The sequence below is a fragment of the Serratia sp. EC4 genome (genome assembly GCF_059652115.1).
Map to the genome: position 1 here is coordinate 75,482 of NZ_JBNIDE010000011.1, position 14,104 is coordinate 89,585.

15 protein-coding genes are annotated in these 14,104 nt (G+C 59.4%); 4 read left to right on the forward strand and 11 right to left on the reverse strand.

Annotation, left to right across the window (positions count from 1 at the left end):
• Positions 1-100: 100 nt before the first annotated feature.
• Entirely contained in the window at positions 101-1,090 is a 990-nt protein-coding gene (locus tag ACP39K_RS22295) for a sulfate ABC transporter substrate-binding protein (protein ID WP_028128085.1), read from the forward strand.
• A 65-nt stretch (positions 1,091-1,155) separates the two neighbouring features.
• Here the strand turns inward: ACP39K_RS22295 and tpiA are convergent, their stop codons facing one another.
• Entirely contained in the window at positions 1,156-1,923 is a 768-nt protein-coding gene (gene tpiA / locus ACP39K_RS22300; RefSeq protein WP_004931113.1) for a triose-phosphate isomerase, read from the reverse strand.
• Positions 1,924-2,050: 127 nt separating this feature from the next.
• Positions 2,051-2,635 carry a DUF1454 family protein gene (locus ACP39K_RS22305; protein WP_016929709.1) on the reverse strand — a complete coding sequence of 195 codons (585 nt, stop codon included), beginning with the start codon at positions 2,633-2,635 and terminating at the stop codon, positions 2,051-2,053.
• A gap of 199 nt (positions 2,636-2,834) precedes the next feature.
• On the opposite strand from ACP39K_RS22305, the gene ACP39K_RS22310 reads away from it, so the two are divergent.
• A complete protein-coding gene (locus tag ACP39K_RS22310) occupies positions 2,835-3,254 on the forward strand; it encodes a DUF805 domain-containing protein (RefSeq protein WP_033639143.1) in 420 nt (139 codons plus the stop codon).
• Between the two features lie 11 nt (positions 3,255-3,265).
• Here the strand turns inward: ACP39K_RS22310 and fpr are convergent, their stop codons facing one another.
• Complete coding sequence (fpr, locus tag ACP39K_RS22315) at positions 3,266-4,012, reverse strand: ferredoxin--NADP(+) reductase (protein ID WP_004931107.1); 747 nt, start codon at positions 4,010-4,012, stop codon at positions 3,266-3,268.
• Positions 4,013-4,015: 3 nt separating this feature from the next.
• Complete coding sequence (locus ACP39K_RS22320) at positions 4,016-4,627, reverse strand: helix-turn-helix transcriptional regulator (RefSeq protein WP_016929711.1); 612 nt, start codon at positions 4,625-4,627, stop codon at positions 4,016-4,018.
• Positions 4,628-4,924: 297 nt separating this feature from the next.
• On the opposite strand from ACP39K_RS22320, the gene emrD reads away from it, so the two are divergent.
• Complete coding sequence (emrD, locus tag ACP39K_RS22325; protein WP_033639144.1) at positions 4,925-6,109, forward strand: multidrug efflux MFS transporter EmrD; 1,185 nt, start codon at positions 4,925-4,927, stop codon at positions 6,107-6,109.
• Positions 6,110-6,303: 194 nt separating this feature from the next.
• Here the strand turns inward: emrD and glpX are convergent, their stop codons facing one another.
• The 3 genes from glpX to ACP39K_RS22340 all read right to left on the reverse strand — a co-directional run bounded on the left by glpX (position 6,304) and on the right by ACP39K_RS22340 (position 9,840).
• Positions 6,304-7,314, reverse strand: a complete 1,011-nt coding sequence (gene glpX, locus ACP39K_RS22330) for a class II fructose-bisphosphatase (RefSeq protein ID WP_016929713.1) — start codon at positions 7,312-7,314, stop codon at positions 6,304-6,306.
• 129 nt (positions 7,315-7,443) lie between these two features.
• Complete coding sequence (gene glpK / locus ACP39K_RS22335) at positions 7,444-8,952, reverse strand: glycerol kinase GlpK (protein ID WP_004931097.1); 1,509 nt, start codon at positions 8,950-8,952, stop codon at positions 7,444-7,446.
• A 42-nt stretch (positions 8,953-8,994) separates the two neighbouring features.
• Positions 8,995-9,840, reverse strand: coding sequence for an MIP/aquaporin family protein (locus ACP39K_RS22340; RefSeq protein ID WP_015379417.1), 846 nt, complete (start codon positions 9,838-9,840; stop codon positions 8,995-8,997).
• Positions 9,841-10,364: 524 nt separating this feature from the next.
• Here ACP39K_RS22340 and zapB point away from each other — a divergent pair.
• Positions 10,365-10,604 (forward strand): septal ring assembly protein ZapB, encoded by a 240-nt coding sequence (gene zapB, locus ACP39K_RS22345; RefSeq protein WP_004931092.1) that lies wholly within the window; start codon positions 10,365-10,367, stop codon positions 10,602-10,604.
• Positions 10,605-10,663: 59 nt separating this feature from the next.
• Here the strand turns inward: zapB and rraA are convergent, their stop codons facing one another.
• The 4 genes from rraA to hslV all read right to left on the reverse strand — a co-directional run bounded on the left by rraA (position 10,664) and on the right by hslV (position 14,102).
• Positions 10,664-11,149 (reverse strand): ribonuclease E activity regulator RraA, encoded by a 486-nt coding sequence (gene rraA, locus ACP39K_RS22350; protein ID WP_004931090.1) that lies wholly within the window; start codon positions 11,147-11,149, stop codon positions 10,664-10,666.
• Between the two features lie 75 nt (positions 11,150-11,224).
• Positions 11,225-12,142, reverse strand: a complete 918-nt coding sequence (locus tag ACP39K_RS22355; RefSeq protein ID WP_033639146.1) for a 1,4-dihydroxy-2-naphthoate polyprenyltransferase — start codon at positions 12,140-12,142, stop codon at positions 11,225-11,227.
• 82 nt (positions 12,143-12,224) lie between these two features.
• Positions 12,225-13,559, reverse strand: coding sequence for an ATP-dependent protease ATPase subunit HslU (hslU, locus tag ACP39K_RS22360; protein ID WP_497008840.1), 1,335 nt, complete (start codon positions 13,557-13,559; stop codon positions 12,225-12,227).
• Between the two features lie 12 nt (positions 13,560-13,571).
• Positions 13,572-14,102, reverse strand: coding sequence for an ATP-dependent protease subunit HslV (gene hslV / locus ACP39K_RS22365; RefSeq protein ID WP_004931085.1), 531 nt, complete (start codon positions 14,100-14,102; stop codon positions 13,572-13,574).
• Positions 14,103-14,104 lie beyond the last annotated feature (2 nt).

Consider the following 14,104-nt stretch of genomic DNA (forward strand, 5'->3'; position numbering starts at 1 on the left):
CCAAAATTTTTTATTCTTTAATTGCCGGGAAAGTTTCTGGCAGGCTCTGATGCTAAATCAACCGATTGAGGTTGCGTTAATTTTCTGGGAGAGCCTGTCGATGCGTAAATGGGGTGTAGGTCTGACATTGGTGCTGTTGGCGTCCGGCGCCATGGCGAAGGATATTCAGTTGCTGAACGTGTCATACGATCCGACGCGTGAGTTCTATCAGGCTTACAACACGGCGTTCAGCAAGCACTACCAGGCGGAAACCGGCGACAAGGTGACGGTGCGCCAGTCGCACGGCGGTTCCGGCAAACAGGCGACCTCGGTGATCAACGGCATCGAGGCTGACGTGGTGACGCTGGCGCTGGCCTATGACGTCGACGCCATCGCCGAACGTGGGCGCATCGAGAAAGACTGGATCAAACGCCTGCCGGACAACTCGGCGCCTTACACCTCGACCATCGTCTTCCTGGTGCGCAAAGGCAACCCGAAACAGATTCATGACTGGCCTGATTTGATCAAGCCGGGCGTGTCGGTGATCACTCCGAATCCGAAAACTTCCGGCGGCGCCCGCTGGAACTACCTGGCCGCCTGGGGCTACGCGTTGCATCACAATAACAACGATAAGGCCAAGGCGCAGGACTTCGTCAAAAACCTGTACAAGAACGTTGAGGTGCTGGATTCCGGCGCGCGCGGCTCGACCAACACCTTCGTTGAGCGCGGCATCGGCGACGTGCTGATCGCCTGGGAAAACGAAGCGCTGCTGGCGGAGAAAGAGCTGGGCAAAGACAAGTTCGAGATTATTACGCCGAGCGAATCGATTTTGGCCGAACCGACGGTGTCGGTGGTGGATAAGGTGGTCGATAAACGCGGTACCCGCGAGGTGGCGACCGCCTACCTGAAGTATCTGTATTCACCGGAAGGGCAGACTATTGCGGCGCAGAACTATTATCGCCCGCGCGATGCGGCGGTGGCGGCCAAGTTCGCCGGGCAGTTCCCGCAGCTGAAGTTGTTCACCGTGGATGACACTTTCGGCGGCTGGACCGAAGCGCAGAAGGTGCACTTCGCCACCGGCGGCGTATTCGACGAAATCAGCAAACGTTGATGCTGTTTAAGCGGCAATAAAAAACCCCGGCAAGCCGGGGTTTTTTTATGGCAAGCCTAGGGCCGTCAGGCTTTTTTCGCTGCGGCGGCGGCTTTGACGATCACGGCGAAAGCGTCGGCTTTCAGCGAGGCGCCGCCAACCAGCGCGCCGTCGATGTCCGGCTGGGAGAACAGCTCTGCGGCGTTCTTGTCGTTCACCGAACCGCCGTACTGGATGATGATTTCAGCGGCAACCGCGGCATCGTGCTTGGCGATGTGATCGCGGATAAATTTGTGCACGGCCTGCGCCTGCGCAGGGGTGGCGGATTTGCCGGTACCGATGGCCCAGACCGGCTCATAGGCGATCACGGTGCCTTTCATCGCCGGCGCGCCCAGCGTTTTCAGCACGGCGTCGATCTGGCGCGCGCACACTTCTTCAGTTTTGCCCGCGGCGTTTTCCGCTTCGGTTTCACCGATGCACAGCACCGGGATCAGGCCGGCTTCTTTCAGCACGGCGAATTTCTCGGCGATGACTTCGTCGCTTTCTTTGTGGTAGGTGCGACGCTCGGAGTGGCCGATGATGATGTACTGAGCGCCGACGTCTTTCAGCATGTTGGCGGAAACTTCACCGGTGAAGGCGCCGGACAGGTTAACGTCCACGTTCTGCGCGCCCAGCGCGATGCGGCTGCCGGCCAGCGCGTGCTTGGCCTGATCCAGATACATCACCGGCGGGGCGATGGCGACGCCACAGCCGTCAACGCTGCTCAGCTCATTGCGCAGACCGGCGATCAGTTCGTTGACCATGTGAGTGCTGCCGTTAAGCTTCCAGTTACCCATAACTAATGGATGACGCATGTTTTTTCCTCCAACTAGGGAACGCGAGAGTCGAAATGACAACTGCCGGACCGGCAGTTTACCTGCCCAACAGTATAGAGATCATTAAGCGCGAAGGCTTTGCTTTTCGTCATTAAATGCCGCGCCGTTACGGCTCGGAAAGCGCCAGCTTAATCGGTTCAACCGCGAAGGTTACGCCTTTATCGCCGTTGTCCGAGACGACATAGCGAATGGCGCCGACCTGCTGTTGGTAAAAGCGCGATCCTTTGCCTTTTTCCAGCAGGCTGTTCACCTTGTTCTGGCTCTGCTCCACCGTCAACGCCGGTTCGAACTGGCGCATCAGCGCCGCCATGTAGTTGATGGCGATGGCGCGCGCGGCTTTTTCTTCATTGGCCTGTTGCAGCGGCAGGTGAGTGATCTGCAACGTTTTGATTTTGCCGGTGCCTTTCTCCAGCGCGGTGGAGGCATACAGGTTTTCGTTGAGTTTGCTGGCGGCGCGCGTCAGCAGCGGCGAATCGTCTTCGGTGGCCGGAATGGCGCGGAATTCGCCAATCGGCAGCTTCGGGTTGTCGCGATTGTATTTTTCGCGGAATTTGACCACCGTCAGATCGAACGTCGGCGCGCCGGCCAGCAGGTAAGGTGCGGCGGGCGTTGCATCGGCGGGCGGCGGATTGGCCCAGGCGCTGGCGGCGGCCTGCAACAGACAGGCAATGACGAGGGTTTTTCTCAGCATGGCGTATGGCATCAAGGACAAAGATGGCTCCGATTAAAGCGATAACTCGCGGGCCTTGTCAAAGATCCCGCGCCATTATCGGTTCGCTGACGAGAAAGCTGTGCGGCGCACCGCGTTATGCAAGGCGGAAAACTCGGCCCGGCAGCGCCTATGTTACACTGCGGCGCAGAATATGGGCAGGCTTAGAGCGCAGGAATCGATGACGTTACAACAGTGGTGTTTTTCTTTTAAGGGCCGCATCGGGCGGCGCGACTTCTGGATCTGGATGGGGCTGTGGTTGGCGCTGATGGCGGCGGCGTTTACGCTGGCCAATTATCAATTGATCGCCATCCAATCCATCGCCTTCTTTATCGTGGCGCTGCTGTGGCCGACGGCGGCGGTGCTGGTCAAACGTCTGCACGATCGCAACAAGGCCGGCTGGTGGGCGCTGCTGCTGATCCTGGCGTGGATGCTGGCGGCGGGCAACTGGCAAATGCTGGCGCCGATCTGGCAATGGGGCGTCGGGCGTTTTATCCCGACGCTGATTATCGTGATGATGATGATCGATCTGGGCGCCTTCGTCGGCACGCCGGGAGACAATCGGTTCGGCCCGGAAGCCGAACCGGTGAAGTTCCGCTGATCCCCTTTGGGTTACCAGTAGTGTTCGCTGGTGATGTGGCCCGGTTTGCGGCGCAGGTGTTTGCGCATCTGGCGATGGTCTTTCAGCGTTTGCTGGGTGTCCCGCACCATCTGCGGGTTGCCGCACAGCATCACGTGGCTGGTTTCGGCGTCGATGGTCAAGCCGATCGCCGCTTCCAGCCGGCCGTCCTCGATCAGCGCCGGCACGCGGCCGGTCAGTGAACCGGGCGTTTCTTCGCGGCTGACGACGGTCTGGATGCGCAGCTTGCCGTTGTAGCGTTGCTGCAATTGCTGCATCAGCGGCAGGTAGCTCAGATCGCGCGCAAAACGCGCGGCGTGCACCAGCACCAGGTTGTTAAAGCGTTCCAGGCCGACGCCTTGCTGCAGAATCGATAAATAGGGGCCGATGGCGGTGCCGGTCGCCAGCATCCACAGCGTGTCGCAGTCGGGCACCTCATCCAGCACGAAGAAGCCGGCCGCTTCTTTGGTCACCATGACATCCGACCCTGGCCGCAGCTGATTGAGGCGCGGGCTCAGTTTGCCTTCCGGCACCGTCACCAGATAGAACTCCAGGTTGGCGTCATCGGGGGCATTGACGTAGGAGTAAGCGCGTTGCACTCGTTCGCCGTCGATCTCCAGCGCCAGTTTGGCGAATTGCCCGGCGGTGAAAGGATCGATGGGGGCATTGACCACCAGGCTGAACAGCCCGTCGGTCCATTGTTTTACCTGCGTAACCTTGCCGTTTACCCATTCAGCCATACTCTAAAGCTCCCGTGGTCGAATCAAATAAGCACAATGTCGTGAGCCGGAAATGGCGTGCGTGGTGCGCTCTATCCGGTAGTCGTTGCCGAACAGGCGGTGAAACAGCTGCAGCTCGGAATTGCACAGGCTGCTGCAGTTGGAACCGGCCACGCCGATCGGACAGTGGTTTTCCACCAACAGCGCACCGTGCGGATGATCGAGCAATTCGGCCATGTAACCGTCATGTTGCCGCAGACGCACCAATCGGGCTAACCGCTCTTGGTGGCTGCGCTCGGCGGACAGCTCTTCGGCATAGCGCAGATAAAGCTGCTCTTCGCGCGCGCTCAGCAACGGTTCCACGCCGGCGCCGCCAAACAGCCGCAGCGCGGATGCCCGCAGCCGCTCCTGATCGGCGGCCGCAAAAGCGTGCCCTCGCGCTGTCAGCGACCAGTAGCGCGTCGGGCGGCCGACCTTGCTGCGCGCTTCTTCGTAACAAACCAACTCACGTTTTTCCAGGGATTGCAGATGTTGTCGGATGCCCATCGGCGTGATGTCCAGACGCTCCGCCAGCATTTTGGCCGAGTGCGGGCCGAGAGCCTTTAACTGCAATAAAATCAGCTCAGGTGTTTTCATGAACCAAATCCCTATGGTGTTATTTTATTTCAAGTTGATGAAAATAATTATCGATTAAATGCTAAAGCGCGGCTACTGCAAGGGCGCTATTTTTAACTCCAAAGCGTTAGACGTACAGTTTAATTTACGAGCCTGGTCGGGTTTGCTGCCAGTGTGACCTGGATCAATATCTGCCTGAAACTCGCTAAAAAAATCAGATTTGATTAGTTTATGCCGCCATAGAGGGCTGCTCGCCGTTCTGGCTGCTGCAACGGCCATACCGGGACGCTGTGACGAGTTGAAACGTTAACGAAGATAATGAGAAAACTAGAGAATTTTCACCTGCTGGTGATGCTTATCCTGTTGGTCGCCGTCGGCCAGATGGCGCAAACCATTTATGTTCCCGTGATTGCTGATATCGCCCACGATCTGTCGGTTCGCACCGGCGCTGTGCAACGGGTGATGGCGGCGTATCTGCTGACCTACGGTTTCTCCCAGCTGATTTACGGGCCGATATCGGATCGTATCGGGCGTCGCCCGGTGATCCTGACCGGCATGATGATCTTCCTGGCCGGTGCGCTGGGCGCACTGCTGTCCACCAATCTGACGATGCTGGTTGCCGCCAGCGCGATTCAGGGCATGGGCACCGGCGTGGCGGGCGTGATGGCGCGCACCATGCCGCGCGATCTGTATGCCGGCACCGCACTGCGCTACGCCAACAGCCTGTTGAACATGGGGATTTTGGTCAGCCCGCTGCTGGCGCCGGTGATCGGCGGCGCATTGGCGATGGTGTTCGGCTGGCGCGCCTGCTACGCCTTCCTGCTGGGGCTGTGCGCCTGCGTCGCCTTCGCCATGTTCCGCTGGCTGCCGGAAACCCGTCCGGTGCAAACGGAAAAACGTCGCATGCTGGCCAGTTTCCGCCAGCTGCTGGGTGACAGCACCTTCAGTTGCTATCTGGTGATGCTGATCGGCGCGCTGGCGGGGATTGCGGTATTCGAGGCCAGCTGCGGCGTGTTGATGGGCGGCGTGTTGGGACTGAGTGGGCTGACCGTCAGCATCCTGTTCATTCTGCCGATCCCGGCGGCGTTTTTCGGCGCCTGGTACGCCGGGCGCGACGGCAAGACCTTCCACACGCTGATGTGGCATTCGGTGATTAGCTGCCTGCTGGCGGGGGCGATGATGTGGATCCCGGGCTGGTTCGGCGTGATGAACATCTGGACGCTGATCGTGCCGGCCGCATTGTTCTTCTTCGGCGCCGGCATGCTGTTCCCGCTGGCGACCACCGGGGCGATGGAGCCGTTCCCTTACCTGGCCGGCGCGGCGGGCGCATTGGTGGGCGGCATGCAGAACATGGGGTCCGGTCTGGCGACCTGGCTTTCCGCCATGCTGCCGCAAACCGGGCAGTTCAGCCTCGGCTTGCTGATGTTCGCGATGGCGCTGCTGATCCTGCTGTGCTGGTGGCCGCTGTCCAATCGCATGCAGCATCAAGGACATACCGCATAACGACAGGGCGCCATTCGGCGCCCTCATACCGTTGACAAAGGGAAGAAAAAGCGTGGTTTTTCTCCCCTTTGTGGTTATTAGCCGAAAATCAATAAATTGATTTTCCTTGTTTTTTATTCACTGTTCTCTGCCGACCCGGCAAGGGCATGAGGTTTGCCATCAATCATCAGGGCGCCATTCGGCGCCCTGTTTCGTTACAGCAGAAACTCGTGCAGCGCCGGGTCTTTGCGATCCAGATAGTGGGTCGAACGGATACGGCGGATGGTGCGCGACTTGCCGCGGATCAGCAACGTTTCGGTGGTGGCCATGTTGCCCTGGCGGCTGATGCCCTCCAGCAAATCGCCCTTGGTGATGCCGGTGGCGGAGAAGATCACGTTGTCGTTGCGCGCCATCTGATCCAGACGCAGCGCCTGGCCGGCTTCGATACCCATCTCCCGGCAGCGGGCCAACTCTTGTTCGCCGATGCGGCGGTTTTCGGCGCTGTCGCCTTTCACCTCATGACGCGGCAGCAAACGCGCCTGCATGTCGCCGTCCAGCGCGCGGATCACCGCGGCTGAGATCACACCTTCCGGCGCGCCGCCGATGCCGTACATCACATCGACCTCGCTTTCGGGCATGCAGGTGAGAATGGAGGCCGCCACGTCGCCGTCAGGAATGGCGAATACTCGCACGCCCAACTGTTGCATCTGCGCGATGACGCCGTCGTGGCGCGGTTTGGCCAATACGATCACCGTCAGCTGCGACAGCGGTTTGCCCAGTCGTTCGGCGACGTTCTGCAGGTTCTCCGCCAGCGGCCGGTTGAGATCGATGGCGCCGCGCGCCGCCGGGCCGACCACCAGCTTCTCCATGTACATGTCCGGCGCGTGCAGGAAAGTGCCGCGATCGCCCACCGCCAATACCGCCAGCGCGTTGGACTGGCCCATGGCGGTCATGCGGGTGCCTTCGATCGGATCGACCGCGATGTCGACCGCGTCGCCTTGGCCGGTACCGACCTGCTCGCCGATATACAACATCGGCGCTTCGTCGATCTCGCCTTCGCCGATCACAATGCGCCCATCGATATCCACTTTGTTGAGCATGATGCGCATGGCGTGGACCGCCGCGCCATCGGCGGCGTTCTTGTCGCCGCGCCCCAGCCATTTGTAGCCCGCCAGCGCGGCGGCTTCGGTAACGCGGGAGAATTCGATGGCTAATTCACGTTTCATGGCAAACCTGTCTGTGAGAAAGGGAAGAAAATATCGACAAAGTCTATCACAGCGCGGTGGCGGCAGGGCGGGGCAAAAAAAAAGCGCCGCCCGCAGGCAGCGCTTGTTGGCGAAACGGCAACTTCGGGATTACTCGTGATCTTCCCATGCCTGAGCGCGAGCCACCGCTTTTTTCCAGCCGCTGTAGCGGTAGTTGCGTTCGGTGGTTTCGATGCTTGGGCGGAATTCACGCTCAACCACCGCTTTGCTCTTCACTTCATCCAGATCGTTCCAGTAGCCGATGGCCAGGCCCGCCAGGAACGCCGCGCCCAGCGCCGTCGATTCACGCACTTCAGGGCGCTCTACGCGGGTGCCGAGAATATCGGACTGGAACTGCATCAGGAAGTTGTTGGCGACTGCGCCGCCGTCCACGCGCAGCGATTGCAGGCGGGTGTTGGCGTCGGCCTGCATGGCGTCCAGCACGTCACGGGTCTGGAAGGCGATGGATTCCAGCGTGGCGCGGATGATGTGGTTGCTGTTGGCGCCGCGGGTCAGGCCGAAAATGGCGCCGCGAGCATACGGATCCCAGTAAGGCGCACCCAGGCCGGTGAAGGCCGGCACCACATAGACGCCGTTGCTGTCTTTCACCTTGGTGGCGAAGTATTCGGAGTCGGCGGCGTCGCTGATCAGTTTCAGCTCGTCGCGCAGCCACTGGATAGACGCGCCGCCGATGAACACCGCGCCTTCCAGCGCATAGTTCACTTCACCGCGCGGGCCGCAGGCGATGGTGGTCAGCAGACCGTTTTTCGACCGTACCGCTTCTTTGCCGGTGTTCATCAGCAGGAAGCAGCCGGTGCCGTAGGTGTTCTTCGCCATGCCCGGTTGAACGCACAGCTGGCCGTACAGCGCCGCCTGCTGGTCACCGGCGATACCGGCGATAGGAATACGCGTGCCGCCCTTACCGCCGATGTTGGTCTGGCCGTATACCTCGGAGGACGGACGGACTTTCGGCAGCATGGCGCGCGGAATGTCCAGCACTTCCAGCATGCGTTCGTCCCAGTCCAGTTCGTGGATGTTGAACATCATGGTGCGTGAGGCGTTGGTGTAATCGGTGACGTGTACGCGCCCCTGGGTCATTTTCCACACCAGCCAGGTATCCACGGTGCCGAACAGCAGTTCGCCGCGCTTGGCGCGCTCGCGGGCGCCTTCGACGTTGTCCAGGATCCACTTCACCTTGGTGCCGGAGAAGTACGGGTCAACCACCAGGCCGGTGTTGTGACGGATGTACTCTTCCAGGCCGTCGCGCTTGAGCTTCTCGCAGATGTCGGCGGTGCGGCGGCACTGCCAAACGATGGCGTTGTAAATCGGCTTGCCGGTCTCTTTTTCCCAGACGATGGTGGTTTCGCGCTGGTTGGTGATGCCGATGCCGGCGATCTGATCGGAATTGATGTCGGCTTTCGCCAGCACTTCTACCAGCGTCGAACTTTGCGACGCCCAGATCTCCATCGGGTCGTGCTCAACCCAGCCGGCCTTTGGATAGATCTGCGGGAATTCGCGCTGCGATACCGCAACGATGTTGGCGTCGTGATCGAGCACGACGGCGCGTGAGCTGGTGGTCCCTTGGTCGAGTGCGACAATGTATTTTTTTTCTACAGTCATGGTAATTATCCTGCTGTTGTTAACCGTTTAAAACTGCACCCATCATGCTTTACGCTGCTGGGTCTTGGCGTCGGGCTCTTCTTCCGTCACGCAGACGTCGCACGGCAGGTGGCGGCCAATCAGCGCGCGGTAACCGAAAGCGCCCAAGCCACAGCCGACGATAGGGGCGAAGATCGGCACCAGGAAGTATGGGATGTCGCGTGCGCCGGTGAAGGCGACTTTGCCCCAGCCGGCCAGGTAGGCGAACAGTTTCGGCCCGAAGTCACGCGCCGGGTTCAACGCAAAGCCGGTCAATGGTCCCATGGAGGCGCCGATCACGGCAATCAGAATACCGATCAGCAGCGGCGCCAGCGGGCCGCGCGGGATGCCGTTGCCGTCGTCGGTCAGCGCCAGGATCAGGCACATCAGGATTGCCGCGATCACCATTTCTACCAGGAAGGCCTGGCCGACGGAGATATGCGCGTTAGGGTAAGTCGAGAAGATGCCGGCCAGTTCGAGGCTTTCGTTGCTGCCGCGCACCATGTGGTGGGCCGCTTCGAAGTCGAAGAACAGGTTGTAGTACAGCCCGTAGACCAAGGCCGCTGCGCAGAAGGCGCCGGCGACCTGCGCAATGATGTAAGGCACCACTTTGCGCCCGTCGAAGCAGGCGAACAGCCACAGGGCGAGGGTGACCGCCGGGTTGAGATGCGCGCCGGAAATCGCGGCGGTCAGATAGATGGCCATGGCGACGCCCAGGCCCCAAATGATGCTGATTTCCCACTGGCCGAAGCTGGCGCCCGCCAGTTTCAGCGCGGCAACGCAGCCTACGCCAAAGAAGATCAGCAGCGCCGTGCCGAGGAACTCGGCGATGCACTGGCCTTTTAATGTCGGACTGGTGGTTTGGCTCATAATGTTGTTGTCCTGCAAAACGGCGGTTGTTGGTTTATAGGCTCAGTTGGGTAGAGATCCGGCCTATGGGCACAGTTTTTTTCATCTCGTCCAATTATTGAATAAGGACGTGATGTAAATTTATCGTTAACGAACATAAACGAGAAATAGCGAAATCAAAATGTGTGTGGCGCGTCATAAAATTGAGCGATTTCGCGTCGTTTAGTGTTCTTTCTGAGCCATAAAAGTGTGATCTGACCAGTGGTTTGCTGAGGGTTGTTAACAACTCGCGGCGGCGGCGATGGGGATTTTCAGTTTTTGCTGATGGCGGGGGCAGGAAAATTGCAACAGACTGCGCGATGATCCGGTATGTTGCTAGACAGGCGGAGACTGGCTACTTACAATCGTTTTTAACGAATCGAGACCGGCGCGCCTTTCGTAACGGCGCGCGTCACTGAGCGCGATGCAATATTCGCAGTAGCTGCAGCCGATGTTGCGGCCGCTACTTATAGATGTACGCCTTGCTATCATGAGGGGACTGAAGCATGTCATTTGAAGTATTTGAGAAACTGGAAGCAAAAGTACAGCAGGCGATTGATACCATCACCTTGTTGCAGATGGAAATTGAAGAGCTGAAAGACAAAAACAACTCTCTGTCGCAGGAAGTTCAGGCTGCCTCCGGCAACCACGAAGCGTTGGTGCGCGAAAACCAACAGCTGAAAGAAGAACAGCACGTATGGCAAGATCGCCTGCGCGCGCTGCTGGGCAAAATGGAAGAGGTCTGATCCTCACGCCATGCAGCAACGAAAAGGGCGCCTCAGGCGCCCTTTTTCATGACCGGAAATCACTCGATGTCGAGCGGGTCCTCGGAGAGGATGATGCCGGTGTTGTCGGCATACAGGTGGTCGCCGGAGAAGAAGGTGACGCCACCGAAGTTGACGCGGATATCGCTTTCGCCCACGCCTTCGCTCACGGCACCCGCCGGGATCGCCGCCATCGCCTGAATGCCGATGTCGAGTTCTTCCAGATCGTCCACCTGGCGCACCGCGCCGTACACCACGATGCCTTCCCATTCGTTCTGGGCGGCCAAGCGCGCCAGTTCGGCGTTGATCAGCGCCCGGCGTACCGAACCGCCGCCGTCGACCAACAGCACGCGGCCGCGGCCGTTTTCTTCAAGCAGATCGAACAACAGGCCGTTATCCTCAAAGCATTTCACCGTGGTGATCTGCCCGCCAAATGAAGTACGCCCGCCAAAATTGGAGAACAGAGGTTCAACAACGTTTACCTCTTCATGATAGATGTCGCAAAGTTCGGAAGTATCGTATTTCATAGGATTTTACGTCTGTTTGCCGCTGGAATGTTCAGTATATCCCTTTATTCGCCCTGTTGGCAAAATCATCAGTTTTTAACTGAGCGCCACGCCGATGGCGAACAGCAGGTTGGCCAGCAACGCCGCTTTGACCATGTGTTCCAGCATCGGCCGCATGCCGACCGGCGTCGGATCGCGCAGCACGCGCAGGCCGTGGCGCATCAGCAGCGGGATCGCCAACACGAACAGCCAACCCCACGGGCTGTGCAGGTTGAACAGCGTAAACAGCGCGAAACACAGCACTGCGCCGCCGAGCAGCAGGGCATGGTAAATGCGCGCCTTGTGCGGGCCGAGACGCACCGCCAGCGTGTTCTTGCCGTTTTCGCGATCGCTCTCGATATCGCGCAGATTGTTGATGTTGAGCACCGCCGTCGCCAGCAGGCCGCAGGCGGTGGCAGGCAGCATCACCACGCTGTCGAAGGTGTGCGTTTGCAGATAGTAGGTGCCGGCCACGCTCAGCCAGCCGAAGAACACCAGTACCGAGATGTCGCCCAACCCCAAATATCCGTAGGGCTTGTTGCCGACGGTATAGGTGATGGCTGCCACGATAGACAACCCGCCCAGCACCAGAAAGCCCACCACGTCGCTGGGTTGCTCGCAGGCGACGGCGATCAGCGAACAGCCGGCGAGGGCGATCAGCACCACCGTCACCACCAGTGCCCGTTTCATCTGCGCCTGGGTGATCATGCCTTTCTGCATGCCGCGCAACGGCCCGATGCGATCTTCTTTGTCGCTGCCTTTGACCGCATCGCCGTAGTCGTTCGCCAGGTTGGAGAGGATCTGCAGCAGGCCGGCGGTCAACAGCGCCAGCAGCGCCACTTCAGGTTTCAGGCTGCCGTGCCAGGCGGCGATTGCCGAGCCGACCACAATGGAGGCAAAGGCCAGCGGCAGGGTGCGGGGGCGTAGACTTTCCAGCCAGGCGGAGATCGGGGTGGTGGGGGTTGATGAGCTCATGTTTCGCTTCTGTGTCCGTTAGAAATAATTGTGGGAGGCAATGCCTCCCACACAGATGACTGACAAGACAATGATTGAGCGATTATAGGATAAAACGACTCAAATCTTCATCCGCCACCAGTTCATCCAGATGACTGCGCACGTAATCCGCATCAATTGTAATGGATTGGCCATTAATTTCACTCGCATCGTAGGAAATATCTTCCATCAGACGCTCCAGCACGGTGTGCAGACGACGCGCGCCGATGTTCTCGGTGCTTTCGTTGACCTGCCACGCGGCTTCGGCGATGCGGCGGATGCCGTCGGCGCTGAACTCGATATTGACGCCTTCGGTGCCCATCAGCGCTTTGTACTGTTCGGTCAGCGACGCGCTCGGCTCGGTCAGGATGCGCTCGAAATCTTCGGTGGTCAGCGCCTGCAGCTCAACGCGGATCGGCAGACGGCCCTGCAGTTCCGGGATCAGATCCGACGGATTGGCGGTCTGGAACGCGCCGGAGGCGATGAACAGGATGTGGTCGGTCTTCACCATACCGTGCTTGGTGGACACGGTGCAGCCTTCCACCAGCGGCAGCAGATCGCGCTGCACGCCTTCGCGGGAAACGTCCGGGCCGGAGCTTTGGCCGCCGCGCTTACAGATTTTGTCGATCTCATCGATAAACACGATGCCGTGCTGCTCAACCGCTTCGATCGCCTGCTCTTTCAGTTCTTCCGGGTTTACCAGCTTGGCGGCTTCTTCTTCCACCAGCAGCTTGAAGGCTTCTTTGATCTTCAGCTTGCGCGGTTTTTGCTTTTGGCCGCCGAGGTTCTGGAACATCGACTGCAGCTGGTTGGTCATCTCTTCCATGCCCGGAGGCGCCATGATTTCCACGCCCATCGGCGCGGCGGCCAGATCGATTTCGATCTCTTTGTCATCCAGTTGGCCTTCGCGCAGTTTCTTGCGGAATGCCTGGCGGGCGGCGGACGGTTCCTGATTTTCTTCCGGTTGGCCCCAGTTGTTCTTGGCCGGCGGGATCAGCACGTCGAGAATGCGCTCTTCGGCCAACTCTTCGGCGCGGGTGCGGTTTTTCTCGATCGACTGCATGCGCACCATTTTGATGGCGGCATCGGTCAGATCGCGGATGATGGAGTCCACTTCTTTGCCCACATAGCCCACTTCGGTGAACTTGGTGGCTTCAACCTTGATGAACGGCGCGTTGGCCAGCTTCGCCAGACGACGGGCGATTTCGGTTTTACCGACGCCGGTCGGGCCGATCATCAGAATGTTTTTCGGGGTCACTTCGTGACGCAGCATCTCGTTGAGCTGCATCCGGCGCCAGCGGTTGCGCAGGGCAATGGCGACAGCGCGTTTGGCCTTGTTTTGGCCAATGATATAGCTGTCCAGTTCGCTGACGATCTCGCGCGGGGTCATTTCAGACATGGTATTCGATCCTTACGCTTTGGAAGGCAATTCTTCAATGGTGTGGAAATGGTTGGTGTAAATACAGATGTCGCCGGCGATGTTGAGGGATTTCTCAACGATGTCGCGGGCGCTCAGCTCGGTATTTTCCAACATGGCGCGGGCGGCGGCCTGGGCGTACGGGCCGCCGGAGCCGATGGCGATCAGATCGTTTTCCGGCTGCACCACATCGCCGTTGCCGGTGATGATCAGCGAGGCGGTTTCATCGGCGACCGCCAGCAGCGCTTCGAGCTTGCGCAGCATGCGGTCGGTGCGCCAGTCTTTCGCCAGTTCGACGGCGGCTTTCACCAGGTGGCCCTGATGCATTTCCAGTTTGCGTTCAAACAGTTCAAACAGCGTGAAGGCGTCAGCGGTGCCACCGGCGAAACCGGCGATCACTTTGTCGTTATACAGGCGACGCACTTTCTTGACGTTACCCTTCATCACCGTATTACCCAGGGTTGCCTGGCCATCACCACCGATGACGACCTGGCCGTTGCGGCGTACGCTTACAATTGTTGTCACGA